This window comes from Promicromonospora sukumoe, from assembly GCF_014137995.1.
In the GTDB taxonomy this organism is placed as follows: Bacteria; Actinomycetota; Actinomycetes; order Actinomycetales; family Cellulomonadaceae; genus Promicromonospora; species Promicromonospora sukumoe.
Genome location: NZ_JACGWV010000001.1, coordinates 1,261,671 through 1,279,597 on the forward strand (window position 1 = coordinate 1,261,671; position 17,927 = coordinate 1,279,597).

Sequence of the window (17,927 nt, forward strand, 5' to 3'; positions counted from 1 at the left end):
CGTTCCGGGGCGGTGGGGGAGTACAGGGGCGTCGGGCCAGGTGCACGGCTTAGAGTGGCGCGCATGCAGCACGTCACCTCCGGCACCCCGACCGGGGCGCGCGGGGAAGACCCGGTCGTGGCGGTTCTCGGGCCGGTCGCCGTGCTGTCCGACGCCGGTCCGGTCGCCCCGCGCGGCGCCCGCGCCTCCGCTCTCGTGGCGCAGCTCGCGCTCGCGGCGCCTCGCGCCGTGACGGTCTCGGCCCTGGTCGACGCGCTGTGGGGCGAGGACCTGCCGGCCAACCCGCGTGCCGCCCTCCAGAGCCTCGTGTCGCGGCTGCGCGCCCTGGGTCCCGACGTCGTGCGGTTCACGCCCGCGGGGTACGCGCTCGGCGGGCTGAGCGACCTGGACCGCGCACGGGCGGCCGTGGCGGAGGCGCGAGAGCTCCTGGAGCAGGCGCACGACGACGACCCCGCACCGGACGGCGGGGCACCGGACGGCGAGCGTGCCGAGGCGGCGGCCGCGCTCCTCGACGACGCCCTCGCCCTCTGGCGCGGCGAGCCCGGCGACGGGCTGGCCGACACGACACCGGGCCTCGCCGCAGAGCTGCGCGACACCGCCGGGCGGCTCCGCGACGAGCTGACCACACTGCGCCGTCGGGCCGCCGGGGCCGTGGGCGACGTCGCGACCGTGACCACGCTCGCCGGCGGGGCCCTGGCCGCGGACCCCCTCGACGAGGACGCGGCGCGGGACCTCATGACGGCGCTCGCGGCGTCGGGCAGGCCGGACGAGGCGGCGCGCGTCTTCGGGCGGCTGCGCCACGCCCTCGTCGCGGAGCTGGGCACTGACCCCGCCCCCGACCTCGTGGCACTGCACGACCGCATCGCCGCGGATGCTCCCGTGGCGCCGACGGCTGCCGCCTCGCCGTCCGCTCCTGCCCCGCAGGCGGACAGCGCCCCACCCACACCCTCGGGCGATGCCACGCAGGCCGTCGACGCCTCGCAGGGCGCCACCCCGCGGCCCGGCGCCGGCCGCTTCGTGCGCGGCCTGCGCGCCCCCGCGACGCCCCTGATCGGACGGGCCGACGACGTGCGCGCCGTCGTCGGCGAGCTCACCCGGCACCGGCTGGTCACCGTCCTCGGCGCGGGCGGGCTCGGCAAGACCCGCCTGGCCCAGGAGGTGGCGCGCACGGTCGCGGCGGACGGGGCCGCGACGGCGTCGGGCCCGCTGGACGGGCTGTCGATCGCGATCGCGGAGCTCGCGGGTGTCCGCGCCGACGACGACGTCGCCCTCGCGATCGCCGACGGCCTCGGCGTGTCCGCGGTGGCCGGTTCCGCGCGCCTCGCCGACCGCCTGCTCGCCGGGGACCTGCGCGACCGCATCGTCGAGCGTGCCCGCACGGCGCGCACCCTCCTGGTGCTGGACAACTGCGAGCACGTGCCCGACGGCGCCGCCCGCTGGGCGGACGTCCTGCTCTCCGCCGCCCCCGGCCTGCGCATCCTGACCACGAGCCGCGCACCCCTGCGGCTCGCCGCCGAGCAGGTGTACCCGCTGGCGCCGCTCGCCTCGGCGGCGCCCGCCGCCGGCAGCACCGAGAGCGACAGCACCGGCACCTCCGGGCCCGCCCGGGGCCCGGCGGTCGAGCTCTTCCGGCAGCGGGCGCTCGCGGCCCGGCCGGGCGCCCGGCTGCCCGACGACGTCGTCGCCCGGCTCTGCGACCGCCTCGACGGGCTGCCGCTCGCGATCGAGCTGGCCGCCGCCCGCGTGCGCACCCTGTCGGTCGAGGAGATCGAGCGGCACCTCGGCGCCCGGTTCGCGCTGCTGCGCGGCGGCGACCGGACCGCGCCCGACCGGCACCGCACCCTCGAGGCCGTGATCGAGTGGAGCTGGAACCTGCTGGAGCCCTCGCAGCGCGCGCTGTGGCGGCGGGTGTCCGTGCTGCCCGACGGCCTGTCCGCCCAGGCGGCAGCGCCGCTCGGCCGCCTCGACGGCACCGGCGCGGACGACGTCGGCCCCGACCAGCCGGGCCCCGAGGACCCGGTCCCGCTCGACGTGCTCGACGACATCGACGGCCTGGTGACCCAGTCCCTCCTCGTCGTCGAGGAGCACTCCGCGACATCAGGCACCGCGCCGTCCGGCACCACCACCGGCACCCCGGCCCCGGTGCGCTACCGCATGCTGGAGACCGTCCGGGAGTTCGGTCTGCTGCGGCTTACCGAGGCGGGCGAGGACAACGCCGTCCGCGACGCGCTGCTGACCTGGGGCACGGGCGTGGCGCGGTACTGCACGTCCCGGCTGCTGGGTCCCGAGCAGGTCGCTGCCGTCGACCTGCTGCGGCGCGAGCACGAGAACCTGCTGTTCACGATCCGGGCGGCCGTGCGGGCGGGGCGGCCCGACGTCGTCGTGCACGGGTTCGTGGCGCTCGGCGGCGCGTGGACCCTGCGCGGCGCGGAGGAGCGCGCCGCGGACCTGGCGCCCGCCGTCCTCGACGCGGTCACGGGCTGGCCGGTCCCGGCCGCGGAGGCGGACGTCACCGCGCTGGCCCTGGCCTACGCCGCGGCCACCACGGCGTTCTCCGGGACGACGGCGAACCTGCGGGCGCTCGCCCGGCTCCGGCGCGTGCTGCGCGACCACGGCGCCGCCGTCGGCCCCCGGACCCGCGCCGTGGCGAGCATGCTGCTGGCGGGGGAGCCGGGCGCGGTGCTCGCCCTGCGCGACTCCGACGACCCGCTCATCGCCTTCCTCGCCCACCTCGTCGCCTCGCAGGAGGCGGAGAACGCCGGGCGGCTCGACGAGGCCCTCGCCGGTGCGGCGCGCGCCTACGACCTGGCGCAGGGCATCGGCGACGTCGCCAGCCGCGCGGGCGCCGCGATGTTCCTGGCCACCACGGCCTTCGGCGCGGGGGACGCGCGGACGGCGAAGCACTGGTCCCGCGTGGCGCGCGAGGGTCTGACCGTGATCGGGGCCGACGGCGCGCTGCGGCAGCTCGACTGGGTGGACCTCGGCGCCGCGATCGCCGACGGCGACCTCGCGGGGGCCGAGGCCATCTGCGCCCGGATCGAGCGGGACGGGACGGAGGCCGACCAGTCCGAGCGCGGAGGCGACGAGTCGCGCGCCGTCTTCCGGGCGGGGCGGGCCGAGATCGCCTGGGTGCGCGGCGACGTCGACGGCGCGCTCGACCTGTACGAGCAGGCGGTGAACGTGTTCGCGGACCTGCCGGGCGTCGCGGACCTGCCGGGCGTCGCGGACCTTCCGGGGGTCGCGGACGGCGGGCCGCCCCCGGCCGGACGGGGCGACCCGTCCCCGGCGGCGCCCTGGGCCGTGATCGTCGGGTCCGCGTGGATCATCCGCCTCGTCGACGCCGGTCAGGTCGCGCGGGCGGCGCAGGTCGCCGACGTCGTCCGCCGTCGGGCGGTGGCGCTGTACCGGGAGTGGATGCGGCACGTCGCCGACCACCCCGTGCTCGGCACGGTGTGCCTCGCCGTGGGCTCGGTGCTCACGTCGGGAACGCCCCCCGACCCCGGAGCCGCCGAGCTGAAGCCCCGCCCAGACCCCGCCGTCGGCCTGGAGCTCCTGGCCCTCGCCGAGGCGCTGGGCTCGCGGCAGGACTTCAAGGCCCTGTGGCGCGGCCCGGTCCTCGCGACCGCGGCCGACCGGTACGGCGCGGACGCCGTGGCGTCGGCGCGGGCCGCCGTCGCGGCGATCCCCCGCGAGAACCTCGCGGAGCACGCCCTGACCACCCTGGAGTCCCTGACGACTGTCACGCCGGTGAACGCGAGCAGGTGAACGTAGGAGTAGTCGCCCCATGAGCCCTCATGAAGCGACTACTCCTACGTTCGACGCCGCCCGGCGGAGCCGGGGCACCCGCCCAGCAGAATCAGGCCTTGCGGAGGTACGCCCGGACCGCGATCGGCGCGAAGATCGCCACGACGACGGCCGCGCTGAGCAGCGTCCAGCCGACGTCGGCGCTGACCAGGCCCTCGTTCGCCAGGGTGCGCACGGCGGAGACCAGGTGCGACACCGGGTTCACGTTCACGAACGCCTGCATCCAGCCCGGCAGGGTGTCGACCTCGACGAACGCGTTGGACAGGAACGTCAGCGGGAACAGCACCATGAACGAGACGCCCTGCACGAACGTGGCCGACCGCGCGATCACGCCGATGTAGGCGAAGATCCAGCTCAGCGCCCACGCGCAGACGATCACGAGCAGCCCGGCGAGCACCACGCCGCCGAGGCCGCCGCCCGGGCGCCAGCCCATGACCAGGCCCGTGAGGAACGTGATAGTGGTCGCGACGACGTACCGGACGGTGTCGGCGAGCAGGGCACCGGCGAGCGGCGCGATGCGGGCGATCGGCAGCGAGCGGAAGCGGTCGAACACGCCCTTGTCCATGTCCTCGCGGAGCTGGACGCCCGTGACCACGGAGGCAGTGATGACGGTCTGCGCCAGGATGCCGGGGATGATCAGCGGCAGGTACGCCGCCACGCTGCCCGAGACGGCGCCGCCGAACAGGTAGGTGAACATCAGCGTGAAGATGATGGGCTGGAACGTCACGTCGATGAGCTGCTCCGGCGTGTGCCGCACCTTGAGCAGGCCGCGGTAGGCCATCGTCACCGACTGCGAGACGGTGGTGGCGAGCCCGATGCGCGCCGGCCGGGGCACGGCGGGGCGGGGCGCGGGGGCGAGGGTCGCGGTGGTCATGCGGTCACCTTCTCGGTGTGGTCGGAGGCGGAGCCGGCCGCGGCGTCGTCGTCGGCCGCGTGGCCCGTGAGCGTCAGGAAGACCTCGTCGAGGCTCGGCTTGTCGAGGCTGACGGAGTCGATGGCGACGCGCGCCTCGCGGAACCGGACGAGCAGGTCGGCGACGGCCTCGGCGTGGGGGACCGGCACGGTGATGCGCAGCCCCTCCGGGGCGACTGTCCCGGCGGTGCCGAAGACCTGCTGCACCAGGCTCAGGGCCGTGCCGAGGTCGCCCGCCTCGGCGAGCCCGACCTGCAGCGACTGGGCGCCGACGGTGGCCTTGAGCTCGTCGGCGGTGCCCTCGGCCACGACCTTGCCGCGGTCGATGACGGCGATCCGGTCGGCGAGCTGGTCGGCCTCGTCGAGGTACTGCGTGGTGAGCAGCACGGTGGAGCCCTCGGCGACCAGGCGGCGGATGGTGTCCCACATCTGGTTGCGGGTGCGGGGGTCGAGGCCGGTGGTGGGCTCGTCGAGGAAGATGAGCGGCGGCCGGGAGATCAGGCTCGCCGCCAGGTCGAGCCGGCGGCGCATGCCGCCCGAGTAGTCGCGCAGGGGCCGCCTGGCGGCCTCCGTCAGGGAGAACTCCTCCAGGAGCTCGGCGGCCTTGGCGCGCGCGGCGCGCGAGGACAGGCCGAGCAGGCGGCCGAAGACCACCAGGTTCTCGGTCGCGCTCAGCGTCTCGTCGACGGAGGCGTACTGGCCGGTCACGCCGATCAGCGAGCGGACGGCGGCGGCGTCGCGGACGACGTCGTACCCGAGCACGCGGGCCTGTCCGCCGTCGGGCCGCAGCAGGGTGGCGAGCATGCGGATGGTCGTGGTCTTGCCCGCGCCGTTGGGCCCGAGCACCCCGTAGACGGTCCCGGTGCGGACGGTGAGGTCCACGCCGTCCACGGCGCGGTTGTCGCCGAAGATCTTGACGAGGCCCTGTGCCTCGATCGCGTTCGTGTTCATGGCCCCAGCGTGCGCGGGGCCGCTCGCACGGGACTGTCAGACCGCTGTCACGGCGCGACCACCGGCGCGCTCACCGCTGTCACGTCGCGCACCCGCGTCGTCAGCCACACGCGCGTGGTGCCCGCGATGAGGGCCGCGGCGCCGATCATGTGCAGCCCGACCAGCAGCTCCGGCAGGTCGGTGAAGTACTGCACGTACCCGATCAGGCCCTGCGCCAGCGTGATGACCAGCAGGAGCACGGCCGCCCGGCGCACCGTGTCGGGGCCGCGGCGCACCCCCACGAGGAACACGACCAGCGCGGCCAGGAACGCCCAGACCGCGATGGCGTGCCACCTGGTCAGCAGCGCGGGGTCGATCGAGAACCGGTAGCCCACCTCGGAGTCGCCGCTGTGCGGGCCGGCGCCGGTGGTCAGCACGCCGAGCACGACGACGACGGCGGTCAGCCCGGCCAGCGCCCACGCGAGGTTCCGCCGGCGGGGCGTGACCACGAGCCGCGGGGCGCCGTCGCCCTCACCGTGCCGGTGCAGCAGGTACAGGGAGGCGGCGACCAGCCCGCCCGAGACGGCGAAGTGCAGGGACACCCAGCCCGGGTGCAGGTGCAGCAGCACCACGATGCCGCCGATCAGGGCCTGCATCAGCACGCCGACGCCGGGCACCAGGCCGAGCATGCGGTAGGAGGCGGACCGCTTGACGTCGGTGCACACCGCGATGGCGACCAGGATCGCGATGATCCCGAGCACCCCGGTCAGCGTGCGGTTCCCGAACTCGATGTACGGGTGCAGCGTGGTGGCCTCGTGGAAGACCGGCGTGAAGCTGCCCGGCTCGCACTGCGGCCACGTGGAGCAGCCCAGGCCCGAGTCGGTCAGGCGCACGGCGCCTCCGGTCCCGATGATGCCGATCTGACCGATCAGGTTCGCGATCAGGACGGCACGGGTCCAGTGCCGGAAGCGGTCCACGCGGCCGGGGAGCGCGTCGATCCAGGAGGTGGGGGCGGCGGGTGCGGTCACGGGTCCCACGCTAGTGCCCGACGACGGCGCCGCCTCCCGCGCCGGTACCGCACCGGGTGTGACTTTATGCGGACGAGCTGTCACGAACGTGTCAGACGCTCAGGTCACCGGGGTGACCTGAGCGTCTGACACGTGCGGGGTGAGGGTCAGAGACCGCTGACGTTGAGCAGCAGGTTCGGCGAACCGGTGCCCGGGTCGGTCACGACGTCGGGCACGGCGGCGCCGGTCAGGGCGTCACCGACCTCGGCCGGCGTCGCGGCCGGGTTGCCGCCCAGCACGAGCGCCGCGGCGCCCGCGACGTGCGGCGTGGCCATCGAGGTGCCGCTGATGGTGTTGGTGGCGGAGTCGCCGGTGTACCAGGCCGACGTGATGTCGGTGCCCGGCGCGAAGATGTCCACGCAGGTGCCGATGTTGGAGTACACGGCGCGGGCGTCGGTGTCCTCGGTGGCGCCCACCGTGATGGCCTCCGGCGTGGAGCTCGGCGAGCCGTCGCAGGCGTCGGCGGCGTAGTCGTTGCCGGCGGCGAGCGCGAAGGTCACGCCGTCCGCGACGGCCGCGGACACGGCGTCGTTCACGGCCTGCGAGAAGCCGCCGCCGAGCGACATGTTGGCGACGGCCGGCTCACCGGCCTCGTGGTCGGCCGTGACCCAGTCGATGCCGGCGATCACGCCGTCGAAGGTGCCCGAGCCGCCGCAGTCCAGCACGCGCACGCCGACGAGGGAGACCTCCTTGGCCACGCCGTAGGCCGAGCCGCCCACGGTGCCCGCGACGTGCGTGCCGTGGCCCGCGCAGTCGGTGGCGTCGTCGTCGCCGTCCACGGTGTCGGTGCCGCTGACCGCGCGGCCGCCGAAGTCCTCGTGGCTGTTCAGGATGCCGGTGTCGATGATGTAGGCCGTGACGCCCGCGCCCGTGTTCCCGTACGTGTACGAGTCGTCGAGCGGCAGGGCCTCCTGGTCGATCCGGTCCAGACCCCAGGAGGGGACCGGCGACTGCGTGTCGGTCGCCGTCATCACGCGGTTCTGCTCGACGTACGCGACGGTCGGGTCGGCCTCGAGGAGCTCGGCCTGCTCCGCCGACATCGACGCCGAGAAGCCGCGCACCGCGTTGGTGTACGAGCGCTGCACCTCGCCGCCGTACTCCTGCACCAGGCTGCTCGCGGTGCTCCGGACCTGCTTCTTGGTGACGTCGCTGTCCTTGAGGACCACGATGTAGGAGTCCTCGACGACCGCGCCCGCGACGGGTGTGGCTGCCTCGTCCGGTGCGGCCGAGGCCACGGCCGCTGCCGCCGGGGCCGCCGCGAGGGCGATCGCGAAGCCGGCACCGACGATGAGCCGACGACGGTTGCTGTGAGTGGAAGTCACGCTGCCTCCCTGGGGAATGTAGGTGAAGTGAACCCTAAATGGGCAAATTTCACCCGCCAACCTCACGAAAAGGTCATACCGCCCGGGTATGCGTGGAGTGGTACGTGGTTCCCCGAGGGGGCCCGCGCCGTCGAGGATCAGGCCTCGCGGAGGCTCAGTGCCAGCGGAACAGGCGGGCCGCGCCCGCGCCCAGCGCCGCCGTCCAGGCCAGCAGCACCACCACGGAGAACGGGGGCACCGAGCCGTACAGCAGCGCCCCGCGCATCGCCTCGCCCAGCGCGCCGGACGGCAGCAGCACCGCGACGTGCGCCAGCGGGCCCGCGAGCTGCTCCGCGGGCAGCAGCACGCCGCCGCCCACCGTGAGCAGCACGAGCACCAGGTTGGCCACGGCGAGCACGCCCTCGGCGCGCAGGGTCCCGGCCAGCAGCAGGGCCAGGGCGGTGAAGGCGGCGGTCCCGAGCAGCACGGCGCCGACGACGGCGGGCAGCGCCCCGAGCTCCGGCCGCCAGCCGAGCGCCACGGCCACGCCGCAGATCACCACGACCTGTACCACCTCGACGGCGAGCACGCCGAGCACCTTGCCGGCCAGCAGGCCGGACCGCCCGAGCGGCGTGGTCGCCATCAGCCGCAGCACGCCGTTGCGGCGGTCGAACGCCGTCGCGATCGCCTGCGACGTGAACGCCGTCGACATGACGGCCAGCGCGAGCACGCCCGGCGTCACGAAGTCGACGCGCGAGAAGCCGTGCGTGTCCAGGTCGATGAACGACGTGCGCACCAGCGCGAACAGGACCAGCACCGGCAGCACGATCGTCACCAGGAGCTGCTCGCCGTTGCGCAGGATCGCGCGCGTCTCGAACGACGCCTGGGCGGCGATCCGGCGCACGACCGGCGCGGCGGCGGGACCGGTCTCGACAGGCTCGACCCGCGAGGTGGGCTCGGCCCGCGAGGCGCCGTCGACCGAGGTGGGCGCGCTCATCGCAGGTGCCTTCCGGTGAGGTCGAGGAACACGTCCTCGAGGGTGCGGCTGCCGGTCGTGACCGACCGGGCCAGCACGTTCTGTCCCGCGAGCCACGCGGTGACGGCGGCGACGGCCGCCGGGTCCACGTCCCCGGTCACGGTGTACACGCCGGCCTCGCCCTCGCCGACCACCCAGGAACCGGGCAGGGCGGCGCGGAGCGGGGTGAGGTCCAGGTCCGGGGTGGCCTCGACGCGGATCGAGCCCGGGCCCGCCCCGCTGCCGGACGTCAGCTCACGGACGCTGCCCGACGCGATGACGCTGCCGTGGTCCACGACGTGCACGTGGTCGGCCAGGTCCGCGGCCTCGTCCATGAGGTGCGTGGTCAGCACGATGGCGACGCCGTCGGCCCGCAGCTCGCGCACCAGGTCCCAGACGGCGCGCCGGCTCTGCGGGTCCATGCCGGCGCTGGGCTCGTCGAGGAAGACGACGTCGGGCCGCCCGACCACCGCCGCGGCGAGCGCGACGCGCTGGCGCTGCCCGCCCGACAGGCGGCGCACCGTGGTGCGCGCGAAACCGTGCAGGCCGAGGCGCTCGGCGAGCTCGTCCACCGGCCGCGGCGCCGCGTACATGGCGGCGACGTGCCGCAGCAGCTCCAGCGCGCGCACCCCGGTGGGCAGCCCGCCGTCCTGCAGCATGACGCCGACGCGCGGGCGCAGCGCCCGGGCCTCGGAGACGGGGTCGTGGCCGAGCACGCGGACGGTGCCGCCGTCGGGGGAGCGCAGGCCCTCGCAGCACTCGATCGTCGTCGTCTTGCCGGCGCCGTTGGGCCCCAGGACGGCGGTGACGGCGCCCCGGCGGGCGACCAGGTCCAGGCCGTCCACGACGGCGCGACCGTCGTAGCGTTTGACGAGCCCGCGCACCTGGACGGCGACCTCGTGGTCGGCACCGGCGGGGCTGGCTGTGGCGGCGCTCGCGGTGGCCGCCTGGGCGGGGTCGATCGCGGGCGCGTCGGACAGGGGCACCGCACAATCGTAGGCGGCGCCGCGCGTGGGCGGCGTCGTAGGGCGTGACCTGGGTGCGGACAGGGCGTGTGAGATGTGTCGCGATCGGCCTCAACTGAGGGTCGCCTTCCTTGCGCATCTCGAATTAGGGAACAAGGATGTTCTCAAAAGCATTGGCGTCTACGAAGGCGTGCCCGCCGGGTGAGGTCTGCCCCGGACCGACGGACGAGGAGGTGACCAGCATGAGCGCACCGGCACAGGTGTCCGCCGGCCACGCGGTGAGCCATCCGGCGAGCCACGAGACGGACGGCACCACGCGACGGCGCGTGCTCGAGCTCGTCGCCTCGCGCGGCCCGGTCACCGCGGGCGCGCTGGCCACCGTCCTGGGGCTCACCGCCCCGGCCGTGCGCCGGCACCTCGGCCTCCTGGAGGAGGACGGCAAGATCACCGTCCACGAGGCCACGCCGTCGGGCACCCCCCGACGCGGGCGCCCCGCCCGGCGGTACGTCGTCACGAGCGGCGGCCAGTCCGAGCTGGCGGGCGGCTACCAGGAGATCGCCCGGCAGGTGCTGCGGTTCCTCAAGGAGACGGGCGGCAGCGCGGCCGTGGCGGGTTTCGCCAAGGAGCGGTTCGACGCCGTCGCGCGCAGCTACGCCCCGCACCTCACGGCCGCCGACGCCGAGGGGCGGGCCGCACAGCTCGTCCAGCTCCTGTCGGCCGACGGCTACGCCGCCTCCGTGCGTCCCGTGCCCGCGCCGCTGACCGGCCCCACGGCCGGTGTCGTGGCGCCCGCGGTCCAGCTCTGCCAGGGGCACTGCCCGGTCCAGCACGTGGCCGAGGAGTTCCCCGAGCTGTGCGAGCAGGAGGCCCGCGCGTTCAGCGAGCTGCTGGGCTCGCACGTGCAGCGACTGGCGACGATCGCCGGCGGCGCGCACGCTTGCACGACCAACATCCCCGTGACCGCCTCCGCCCACCAGGGCACCGGCGGCCCGAAGACCTTCCCCGCGACGACCCCCACCGAAGGAAAGTGATGAGCGCAGAAACGCAAGCGCCAGAGCAGCGCTCCGACGACGAGATCATCGCCAGCATCGGCCAGTACGAGTACGGCTGGCACGACAGCGACGAAGCCGGCGCGATCGCCCAGCGTGGCCTGAACGAGGACGTGGTCCGCAACATCTCGGCCCTGAAGAAGGAGCCCGAGTGGATGCTGAACCAGCGTCTCAAGGCGCTGCGTCTCTTCGGCAAGAAGCCGATGCCGAGCTGGGGCTCCGACCTGTCGGGCATCGACTTCGACAAGATCAAGTACTTCGTGCGGTCCACGGAGAAGCAGGCCACCTCCTGGGAGGAGCTGCCCGAGGACATCAAGGCCACGTACGACCGGCTCGGCATCCCGGAGGCGGAGAAGCAGCGCCTCGTCGCGGGTGTCGCCGCGCAGTACGAGTCCGAGGTCGTCTACCACCAGATCCGTGAGGACCTGGAGGAGCAGGGCGTCATCTTCGTCGACACCGACACCGGCCTGCGCGAGTACCCGGAGCTGTTCCAGGAGTACTTCGGCACGGTCATCCCGTCGGGCGACAACAAGTTCGCCGCGCTGAACTCGTCCGTGTGGTCGGGCGGCTCGTTCGTCTACGTGCCGCCGGGCGTGCACGTGGAGATCCCGCTGCAGGCCTACTTCCGGATCAACACCGAGAACATGGGCCAGTTCGAGCGCACGCTGATCATCGCCGACGAGGGCTCGTACGTGCACTACGTCGAGGGCTGCACGGCGCCGATCTACACGTCGGACTCCCTGCACTCGGCCGTCGTCGAGATCGTCGTCAAGAAGAACGCCCGCGTGCGCTACACGACGATCCAGAACTGGTCGAACAACGTCTACAACCTGGTGACCAAGCGGGCCACCGCGGCCGAGGGCGCCACCATGGAGTGGGTCGACGGCAACATCGGCTCGAAGGTCACCATGAAGTACCCGGCGATCTACCTGCTGGGCGAGCACGCCCGCGGCGAGACGCTGTCCATCGCCTTCGCGGGCGAGGGCCAGCACCAGGACGCCGGCGCCAAGATGGTCCACGCGGCACCGAACACGTCGTCGTCGATCGTCAGCAAGTCCGTGGCGCGCGGCGGCGGCCGCACGTCGTACCGCGGTCTGGTGCAGGTGCTCGAGGGCGCCTCCCACTCCGCGTCCAACGTCCTCTGCGACGCGCTGCTGGTGGACCAGATCTCCCGCAGCGACACCTACCCGTACGTCGACGTCCGCGAGGACGACGTGTCCATGGGTCACGAGGCCACGGTCTCGCGGGTGAGCGAGGACCAGCTGTTCTACCTCATGTCCCGGGGTATGGAGGAGACCGAGGCCATGGCCATGATCGTGCGCGGGTTCGTCGAGCCCATCGCGCGCGAGCTGCCCATGGAGTACGCACTCGAGCTCAACCGCCTCATCGAGCTGCAGATGGAAGGGTCCGTCGGCTGACATGACTCTCACGACCGATCACACGCGCGCTGTTGCCGACGGCGCCCACTCCCACGGCGTCGTCAAGCCCCAGGGCTCACGCGCCGAGCGCCTCACGTCCTTCTCCCTGGAGGACATCCCCGTGCCCAACGGCCGCGAGGAGGAGTGGCGCTTCTCCCCGGCCGACCGCCTCCAGCCGCTGTTCCAGGCCGACCTCGGCTCCTCGGGCGTCACGGTCGAGGTGACCGCGGCCCCCGAGGTCAAGGTGGAGACCGTCGCCCGCGACGACGCCCGCCTGGGCACCGCCGGCAAGCCCGGCGACCGCACCGCCGTCACCGCGTGGAACGCCTTCGAGCAGGCCACCGTCGTGACGGTGCCGGCCGAGGCCGTGGCCTCCGACGTCACGTCCGTGCGCCTGACCGGCGTGTCCGCCGACGCGACCGCCGCCCACGTGCTGGTCCGCGCCGAGCGGCACTCCGAGGCCGTCGTGGTCATCGACCACAACGGCGTCGGCTCGCTCGCCGAGACCGTCGAGATCGTGGTCGAGGACGGCGCGCACCTGACCGTCGTCAGCGTCCAGGACTGGGCCGCCGGCGCCGTGCACGCCTCCTCGCACCGGGCCCGCATCGGGCGCGACGCCAAGCTCAAGCACGTCGTGGTGACGTTCGGCGGCGACGTCGTGCGCATCACGCCGGACGCCGAGTTCACCGCCGAGGGCGGCGACGTCGAGATGGTGGGCCTGTACTTCGCGGACACCGACCAGCACCAGGAGCACCGCCTCTTCGTGGACCACGCGGTGCCGGAGTGCAAGTCCCGCGTGACCTACAAGGGCGCCCTCCAGGGCTCCGGCGCGCACACCGTGTGGGTGGGCGACGTGCTGATCCGCGCGAACGCCGAGAACACCGACACCTACGAGCTCAACCGCAACCTGGTCCTCACGGACGGCGCGCGCGCGGACTCGGTGCCGAACCTCGAGATCGAGACCGGCGAGATCGCCGGCGCCGGCCACGCCAGCGCCACCGGCCGCTTCGACGACGAGCAGCTCTTCTACCTCCAGGCCCGGGGCATCCCCGAGATCGAGGCCCGCCGTCTCGTCGTGCGCGGCTTCTTCGCCGAGCTCATCCACGAGATCGGCGTCCCGTCGGTCGAGGAGCGCCTGCTGGCCTCCATCGAGGCCGAGCTGGAGAAGTCGATGAGCGTCATCACCGGGGCGCCGGCCGCCGAGGCTCCGACCGCATGACCGCGCAGCTGGCCTGCATGACCGACGACCTGGGACCGGAGGAGGCGATGCTCGTGGAGCTCGACGGCGCCGACGGCGCCCCGGTCGCGGTCGCGGTGGCCCGCGACGCCGACGGCAACTTCCACGCCGTCTCCGACATCTGCTCGCACGGCGCCGTCTCGCTGTCCGACGGCGAGGTCGAGGGCTGCCTCGTGGAGTGCTGGCTGCACGGTTCCCAGTTCGACCTGCGGACCGGTATGCCCGTCCAGCTCCCGGCGGTGCGCCCCGTGCCCGTCTACCCGGTGACCGTCGACGGCGAGCGCGTGCTCGTCGACATCGACGTGACCGTCCCCGTCTCCTGAACCACTGACTTCCGCAACCCTGGAGTAACAGATATGCCCACCCTCGAGATCCGCGACCTGCATGTCAGCGTCGAGACCAAGGAAGGCCCCAAGCCGATCCTGCGCGGCGTCGACCTGACGATCGCCAGCGGTGAGACCCACGCGATCATGGGCCCCAACGGCTCGGGCAAGTCCACGCTGGCCTCGGCGCTCGCCGGCCACCCCAAGTACACCGTCACCTCGGGCACCGTCACGCTCGACGGCGAGGACCTGCTGGCGATGACCGTGGACGAGCGCGCCCGCGCCGGCCTGTTCCTGGCCATGCAGTACCCGGTCGAGGTCACCGGCGTCTCCGTCGCGAACTTCCTGCGGACCGCCAAGACCGCCATCGACGGCACCGCTCCCGCCCTGCGCACCTGGGGCAAGGAGGTCAAGGGCGCGATGGAGAACCTGCGCATGGACCCGGCCTTCGCCGAGCGCTCCGTGAACGAGGGCTTCTCCGGCGGTGAGAAGAAGCGCCACGAGATCCTGCAGATGGAGCTCTTCAAGCCGCGCTTCGCCATCCTCGACGAGACCGACTCGGGCCTCGACGTCGACGCGCTGCGCATCGTGTCGGAGGGCGTGAACCGCGCCAAGGAGAACACCGAGGTCGGCGTTCTGCTCATCACGCACTACACGCGCATCCTGCGCTACATCAAGCCCGACTTCGTGCACGTCTTCGTCGACGGCAAGATCGCCGAGGAGGGCGGCTCCGAGCTGGCCGACCGCCTCGAGGAAGAGGGCTACGACAAGTACGTCGGCGCGAACGCGACGGCCACGGCCTGACCGACCGCTGAGGCACTTCGAGGAGACAAGATGACCACCACCACCGTGCGACCGGGCGACCCGGCGCTGCAGCCCGCCGAGACCGGCTCGCTCTCCACCACCGAGCTGGCCGCCGTCCGGGCGGACTTCCCGCTGCTCGAGCGCACGGTGCGGGGTGGTCAGCCCCTCGTGTACCTGGACTCCGCCGCCACCTCCCAGAAACCCCAGGTGGTGCTGGACACCGAGGTGGACTTCTACGAGCAGCGCAACGCCGCGGTCCACCGCGGCGCGCACCAGCTCGCCGAGGAGGCCACCGAGGCGTTCGAGCAGGCGCGCGCCGCCGTCGCCGAGTTCGTCGGCGCCGACGAGGGCGAGATCGTCTGGCAGCCGGGCGCCACCGCGGCGATCAACGTCGTGGCCTACGCCTTCTCCAACGCGACCCTGGGTCGCGGGGGAGAGGCCGCGGCGCGGTTCCGGCTCGCGCCGGGCGACGAGATCGTGGTCACCGAGGCGGAGCACCACGCCAACCTCGTCCCGTGGCAGGAGCTGGCCGCCCGTACGGGCGCCGTCCTGCGCTGGATCCCGGTGGCGGACGACGGCCGGCTCGACCTCTCGACCCTCGACGAGGTCGTGACGGAGCGGACCAAGGTCCTGGCCTTCGGCCACGTGTCGAACGTGACCGGCGCGATCGCGCCCGTCGCCACCCTGGTGGCGGCGGCGAAGCGGGTCGGGGCGCTCACCGTGCTCGACGCGTGCCAGTCGGTGCCGAACATGCCCGTGGACCTGCACGCGCTCGACGTCGACTTCGCCGCGTTCAGCGGGCACAAGATGCTCGGCCCCACCGGCGTCGGCGCCCTGTACGGGCGGCGCGAGCTGCTGGAGGCCATGCCGCCCACCGTCACCGGCGGGTCCATGGTCGAGGTCGTGACCATGGAGTCGACCACGTACGCGCCGCCGCCGCAGCGCTTCGAGGCCGGCACCCAGATGGTCGCCCAGACCGTCGGCATGGGCTGCGCGGCGCAGTACCTCGGGGAGCTCGGCATGGCGGGCGTGGCCCGGCACGAGACCGAGCTCGCCGCCGAGATGCTGAAGATCGCCGACATCCCGGGCGTGCGGGTGATCGGCCCGCTCGACACGGCCGACCGCCTCGCCGTGGTCTCGTTCGTGGTCGACGGCGTGCACGCGCACGACGTCGGGCAGGTGCTGGACGACAAGGGCATCGCCGTGCGGGTCGGACACCACTGCGCGCAGCCGCTGCACCGCCGGTTCGGCGTGGCCGCCACGGCGCGCGCGTCGGCGTCGGTCTACACGACGGTCGAAGAAGTTGTCGCCTTCCGGGAAGCGTTGGCGGGGGTCCGCGCGTTCTTCGGAGCAGAGTGATCTCTTCGAGGAGATCTGGTTCGGTGAGATCTAGAGAGGCAGCGTCGTGAGCACGCTCGAGCAGATGTACCAGCAGGTGATCCTGGACCACGCGAAGCACCCGGTGGGCCGTGGGCTCGTCGAGGCCGCCTCCGTGGAGGGGCACCTCGCGGGGGAGTCGCACCAGGTGAACCCCACGTGCGGTGACGAGGTGACCCTCCGGGTCGACGTCACGCCGGAGGGTTCCGTGGCGGGCGTCTCCTGGGAGGGGCAGGGATGCTCCATCTCGCAGGCGTCCGTGTCCGTCATGACGTCGCTCGTCGAGGGCGCCGACCTCGCCGAGGTGGCGCGGCTCGACGGCCTGTTCCACGACCTGATGTCGTCCCGCGGCAAGGGCCTGGGCGACGACGACGCCGAGGACGCCCTCGGGGACGCGACGGCCTTCACGGGCGTGTCGCAGTACCCCGCCCGGATCAAGTGCGCGCTGCTCGGCTGGGCGGCGCTCAAGGACTCGCTGGCGCGCAGCGGCGCGCTGGCCACGAGCTGAGGAGAGACCGATGACCGAGGCGAGCGCCGACGTCGGCCAGGAAGTTCAGGACGCCCCCGCGCAGGGAGCGGCTTCGACGCCCACCACCGTGGTGGACGTCGAGGAGGCCATGCGCGACGTGATCGACCCCGAGCTGGGCATCAACGTCGTGGACCTGGGCCTGATCTACGGCGTCCAGGTGGACCAGAACAACCACGCCACCATCGACATGACGCTCACGTCGGCGGCCTGCCCGCTGACGGACGTGATCGAGGACCAGAGCGCGCAGGCGCTCGAGGGCATCGTGGACGGGTTCCGCGTGAACTGGGTCTGGATGCCGCCGTGGGGTCCGGAGAAGATCACGGACGACGGCAAGGAGCAGCTCCGGATGCTCGGGTTCAACGTCTGATCTGCGATACCGCCTCGGGTCCTTACGGGACCCGGGGCGTTCGCGTTGGTGGGTCGATCCCGTCCAGCCACTGCTCGAAGACGCGTGCCGTGGCTGCGGCGAGCTTCGGGCCATGTGCCGCGGCGTCCGCCCGGATGCGTCCGGGGTCGATGCCCGCGCTCGCGAGCTCGTGGGCGTGGCCGACCAGCCACTGCTCGATCCGCGTGTGGTCGGCCTCCAGGTGGAACTGGAGCCCCAGCACCTGCGGCCCCAGGGCGAACGCCTGGTGCGGGAACCCGGGTGTCTCCGCGAGCAGGGTGGCGCCCTCCGGCACGGCGAACTGGTCGCCGTGCCAGTGCAGCACCGGGACGCCGTCCAGGGCGGCCAGCACGGAGCCGCGTCCCTCGGCCGTCAGGGAGAGCGGCGCGTAGCCGATCTCGGTGCGGCCCGTGGCCTCGACGTCGGCGCCGAGCGCCGCGGCGACGAGCTGCGCGCCCAGGCACACGCCGAGGGTGGGCAGGCCCGCGTCGAGGCGCGCCTGGATGGCCGCCTTCTCCTCGCGCAGGAAGGGGTAGGCCTCGTCGTCGTACACCCCGACGGGGCCGCCGAGCACGACCAGGAGGTCGGGGCCCAGCAGTGCCTCGGGTGTGACGGGTTCGACGGGGGCGTCCAGGTACGACGTCCGGTAGCCCCGGGCCTCCAGCAGCGGGGCCAGCAGCCCGAGGTCCTCGAAGTGCACGTGTCGGACCGCGAGCGCGTCTCGGGTCATGGGTGGGGCTCCTCGCGGGGTCAGGTGGGACAGAGGGCTCCATGACACCACGGGGGTCTCGGCAAGCTCGACCGCCGAAGC

At 73.6% G+C, this 17,927-nt stretch carries 16 protein-coding genes; 9 read left to right on the forward strand and 7 right to left on the reverse strand.

Annotated elements, in window-relative coordinates:
* The first annotated feature begins 63 nt into the window (after window positions 1-63).
* Window positions 64-3,765, forward strand: a complete 3,702-nt coding sequence (locus FHX71_RS05510) for an AfsR/SARP family transcriptional regulator (RefSeq protein WP_182614779.1) — start codon at window positions 64-66, stop codon at window positions 3,763-3,765.
* Between the two features lie 91 nt (window positions 3,766-3,856).
* Here the strand turns inward: FHX71_RS05510 and FHX71_RS05515 are convergent, their stop codons facing one another.
* From FHX71_RS05515 to FHX71_RS05540, 6 genes are all read right to left on the reverse strand, one after another.
* Window positions 3,857-4,678, reverse strand: a complete 822-nt coding sequence (locus FHX71_RS05515) for an ABC transporter permease (RefSeq protein WP_182614780.1) — start codon at window positions 4,676-4,678, stop codon at window positions 3,857-3,859.
* Complete coding sequence (locus FHX71_RS05520; RefSeq protein WP_182614781.1) at window positions 4,675-5,667, reverse strand: ATP-binding cassette domain-containing protein; 993 nt, start codon at window positions 5,665-5,667, stop codon at window positions 4,675-4,677. The genes FHX71_RS05515 and FHX71_RS05520 overlap by 4 nt, the downstream gene beginning before the upstream one ends.
* Window positions 5,668-5,714: 47 nt before the next feature.
* Window positions 5,715-6,674, reverse strand: coding sequence for a COX15/CtaA family protein (locus FHX71_RS05525; protein ID WP_182614782.1), 960 nt, complete (start codon window positions 6,672-6,674; stop codon window positions 5,715-5,717).
* Between the two features lie 146 nt (window positions 6,675-6,820).
* Entirely contained in the window at window positions 6,821-8,035 is a 1,215-nt protein-coding gene (locus FHX71_RS05530) for a S8 family peptidase (RefSeq protein ID WP_182614783.1), read from the reverse strand.
* A gap of 154 nt (window positions 8,036-8,189) precedes the next feature.
* Complete coding sequence (locus tag FHX71_RS05535) at window positions 8,190-9,011, reverse strand: ABC transporter permease (RefSeq protein ID WP_220489515.1); 822 nt, start codon at window positions 9,009-9,011, stop codon at window positions 8,190-8,192.
* On the reverse strand, window positions 9,008-10,015 hold the full coding sequence (locus FHX71_RS05540) for an ABC transporter ATP-binding protein (RefSeq protein WP_312876936.1): 1,008 nt from the start codon (window positions 10,013-10,015) through the stop codon (window positions 9,008-9,010). The genes FHX71_RS05535 and FHX71_RS05540 overlap by 4 nt, the downstream gene beginning before the upstream one ends.
* A 221-nt stretch (window positions 10,016-10,236) precedes the next feature.
* Here FHX71_RS05540 and FHX71_RS05545 point away from each other — a divergent pair, with 221 nt between their 5' ends.
* The 8 genes from FHX71_RS05545 to FHX71_RS05580 are packed head-to-tail and all read left to right on the forward strand — an operon-like array spanning window position 10,237 to window position 17,098.
* Window positions 10,237-11,025 (forward strand): helix-turn-helix transcriptional regulator, encoded by a 789-nt coding sequence (locus tag FHX71_RS05545; protein ID WP_182614784.1) that lies wholly within the window; start codon window positions 10,237-10,239, stop codon window positions 11,023-11,025.
* The gene (gene sufB, locus FHX71_RS05550; protein WP_182614785.1) at window positions 11,025-12,461 is read left to right on the forward strand and encodes a Fe-S cluster assembly protein SufB; all 1,437 of its coding nucleotides are present in this window, start codon (window positions 11,025-11,027) and stop codon (window positions 12,459-12,461) included. The genes FHX71_RS05545 and sufB overlap by 1 nt, the downstream gene beginning before the upstream one ends.
* Window position 12,462: 1 nt before the next feature.
* A complete protein-coding gene (sufD, locus tag FHX71_RS05555; RefSeq protein WP_182614786.1) occupies window positions 12,463-13,680 on the forward strand; it encodes a Fe-S cluster assembly protein SufD in 1,218 nt (405 codons plus the stop codon).
* On the forward strand, window positions 13,677-14,021 hold the full coding sequence (locus tag FHX71_RS05560) for a non-heme iron oxygenase ferredoxin subunit (RefSeq protein ID WP_182614787.1): 345 nt from the start codon (window positions 13,677-13,679) through the stop codon (window positions 14,019-14,021). Before sufD ends, FHX71_RS05560 begins: the two co-directional genes overlap by 4 nt.
* A 33-nt stretch (window positions 14,022-14,054) precedes the next feature.
* Complete coding sequence (gene sufC, locus FHX71_RS05565; protein ID WP_020012944.1) at window positions 14,055-14,825, forward strand: Fe-S cluster assembly ATPase SufC; 771 nt, start codon at window positions 14,055-14,057, stop codon at window positions 14,823-14,825.
* Window positions 14,826-14,855: 30 nt separating this feature from the next.
* On the forward strand, window positions 14,856-16,184 hold the full coding sequence (locus tag FHX71_RS05570) for a cysteine desulfurase (protein ID WP_182614788.1): 1,329 nt from the start codon (window positions 14,856-14,858) through the stop codon (window positions 16,182-16,184).
* A 46-nt stretch (window positions 16,185-16,230) separates the two neighbouring features.
* Window positions 16,231-16,710 (forward strand): Fe-S cluster assembly sulfur transfer protein SufU, encoded by a 480-nt coding sequence (gene sufU, locus FHX71_RS05575; RefSeq protein WP_182614789.1) that lies wholly within the window; start codon window positions 16,231-16,233, stop codon window positions 16,708-16,710.
* Between the two features lie 10 nt (window positions 16,711-16,720).
* Window positions 16,721-17,098 carry a metal-sulfur cluster assembly factor gene (locus FHX71_RS05580; protein ID WP_182614790.1) on the forward strand — a complete coding sequence of 126 codons (378 nt, stop codon included), beginning with the start codon at window positions 16,721-16,723 and terminating at the stop codon, window positions 17,096-17,098.
* Window positions 17,099-17,120: 22 nt separating this feature from the next.
* On the opposite strand, the gene FHX71_RS05585 is transcribed toward FHX71_RS05580, so the two are convergent.
* Entirely contained in the window at window positions 17,121-17,846 is a 726-nt protein-coding gene (locus FHX71_RS05585; RefSeq protein ID WP_182614791.1) for a glutamine amidotransferase, read from the reverse strand.
* Window positions 17,847-17,927 lie beyond the last annotated feature (81 nt).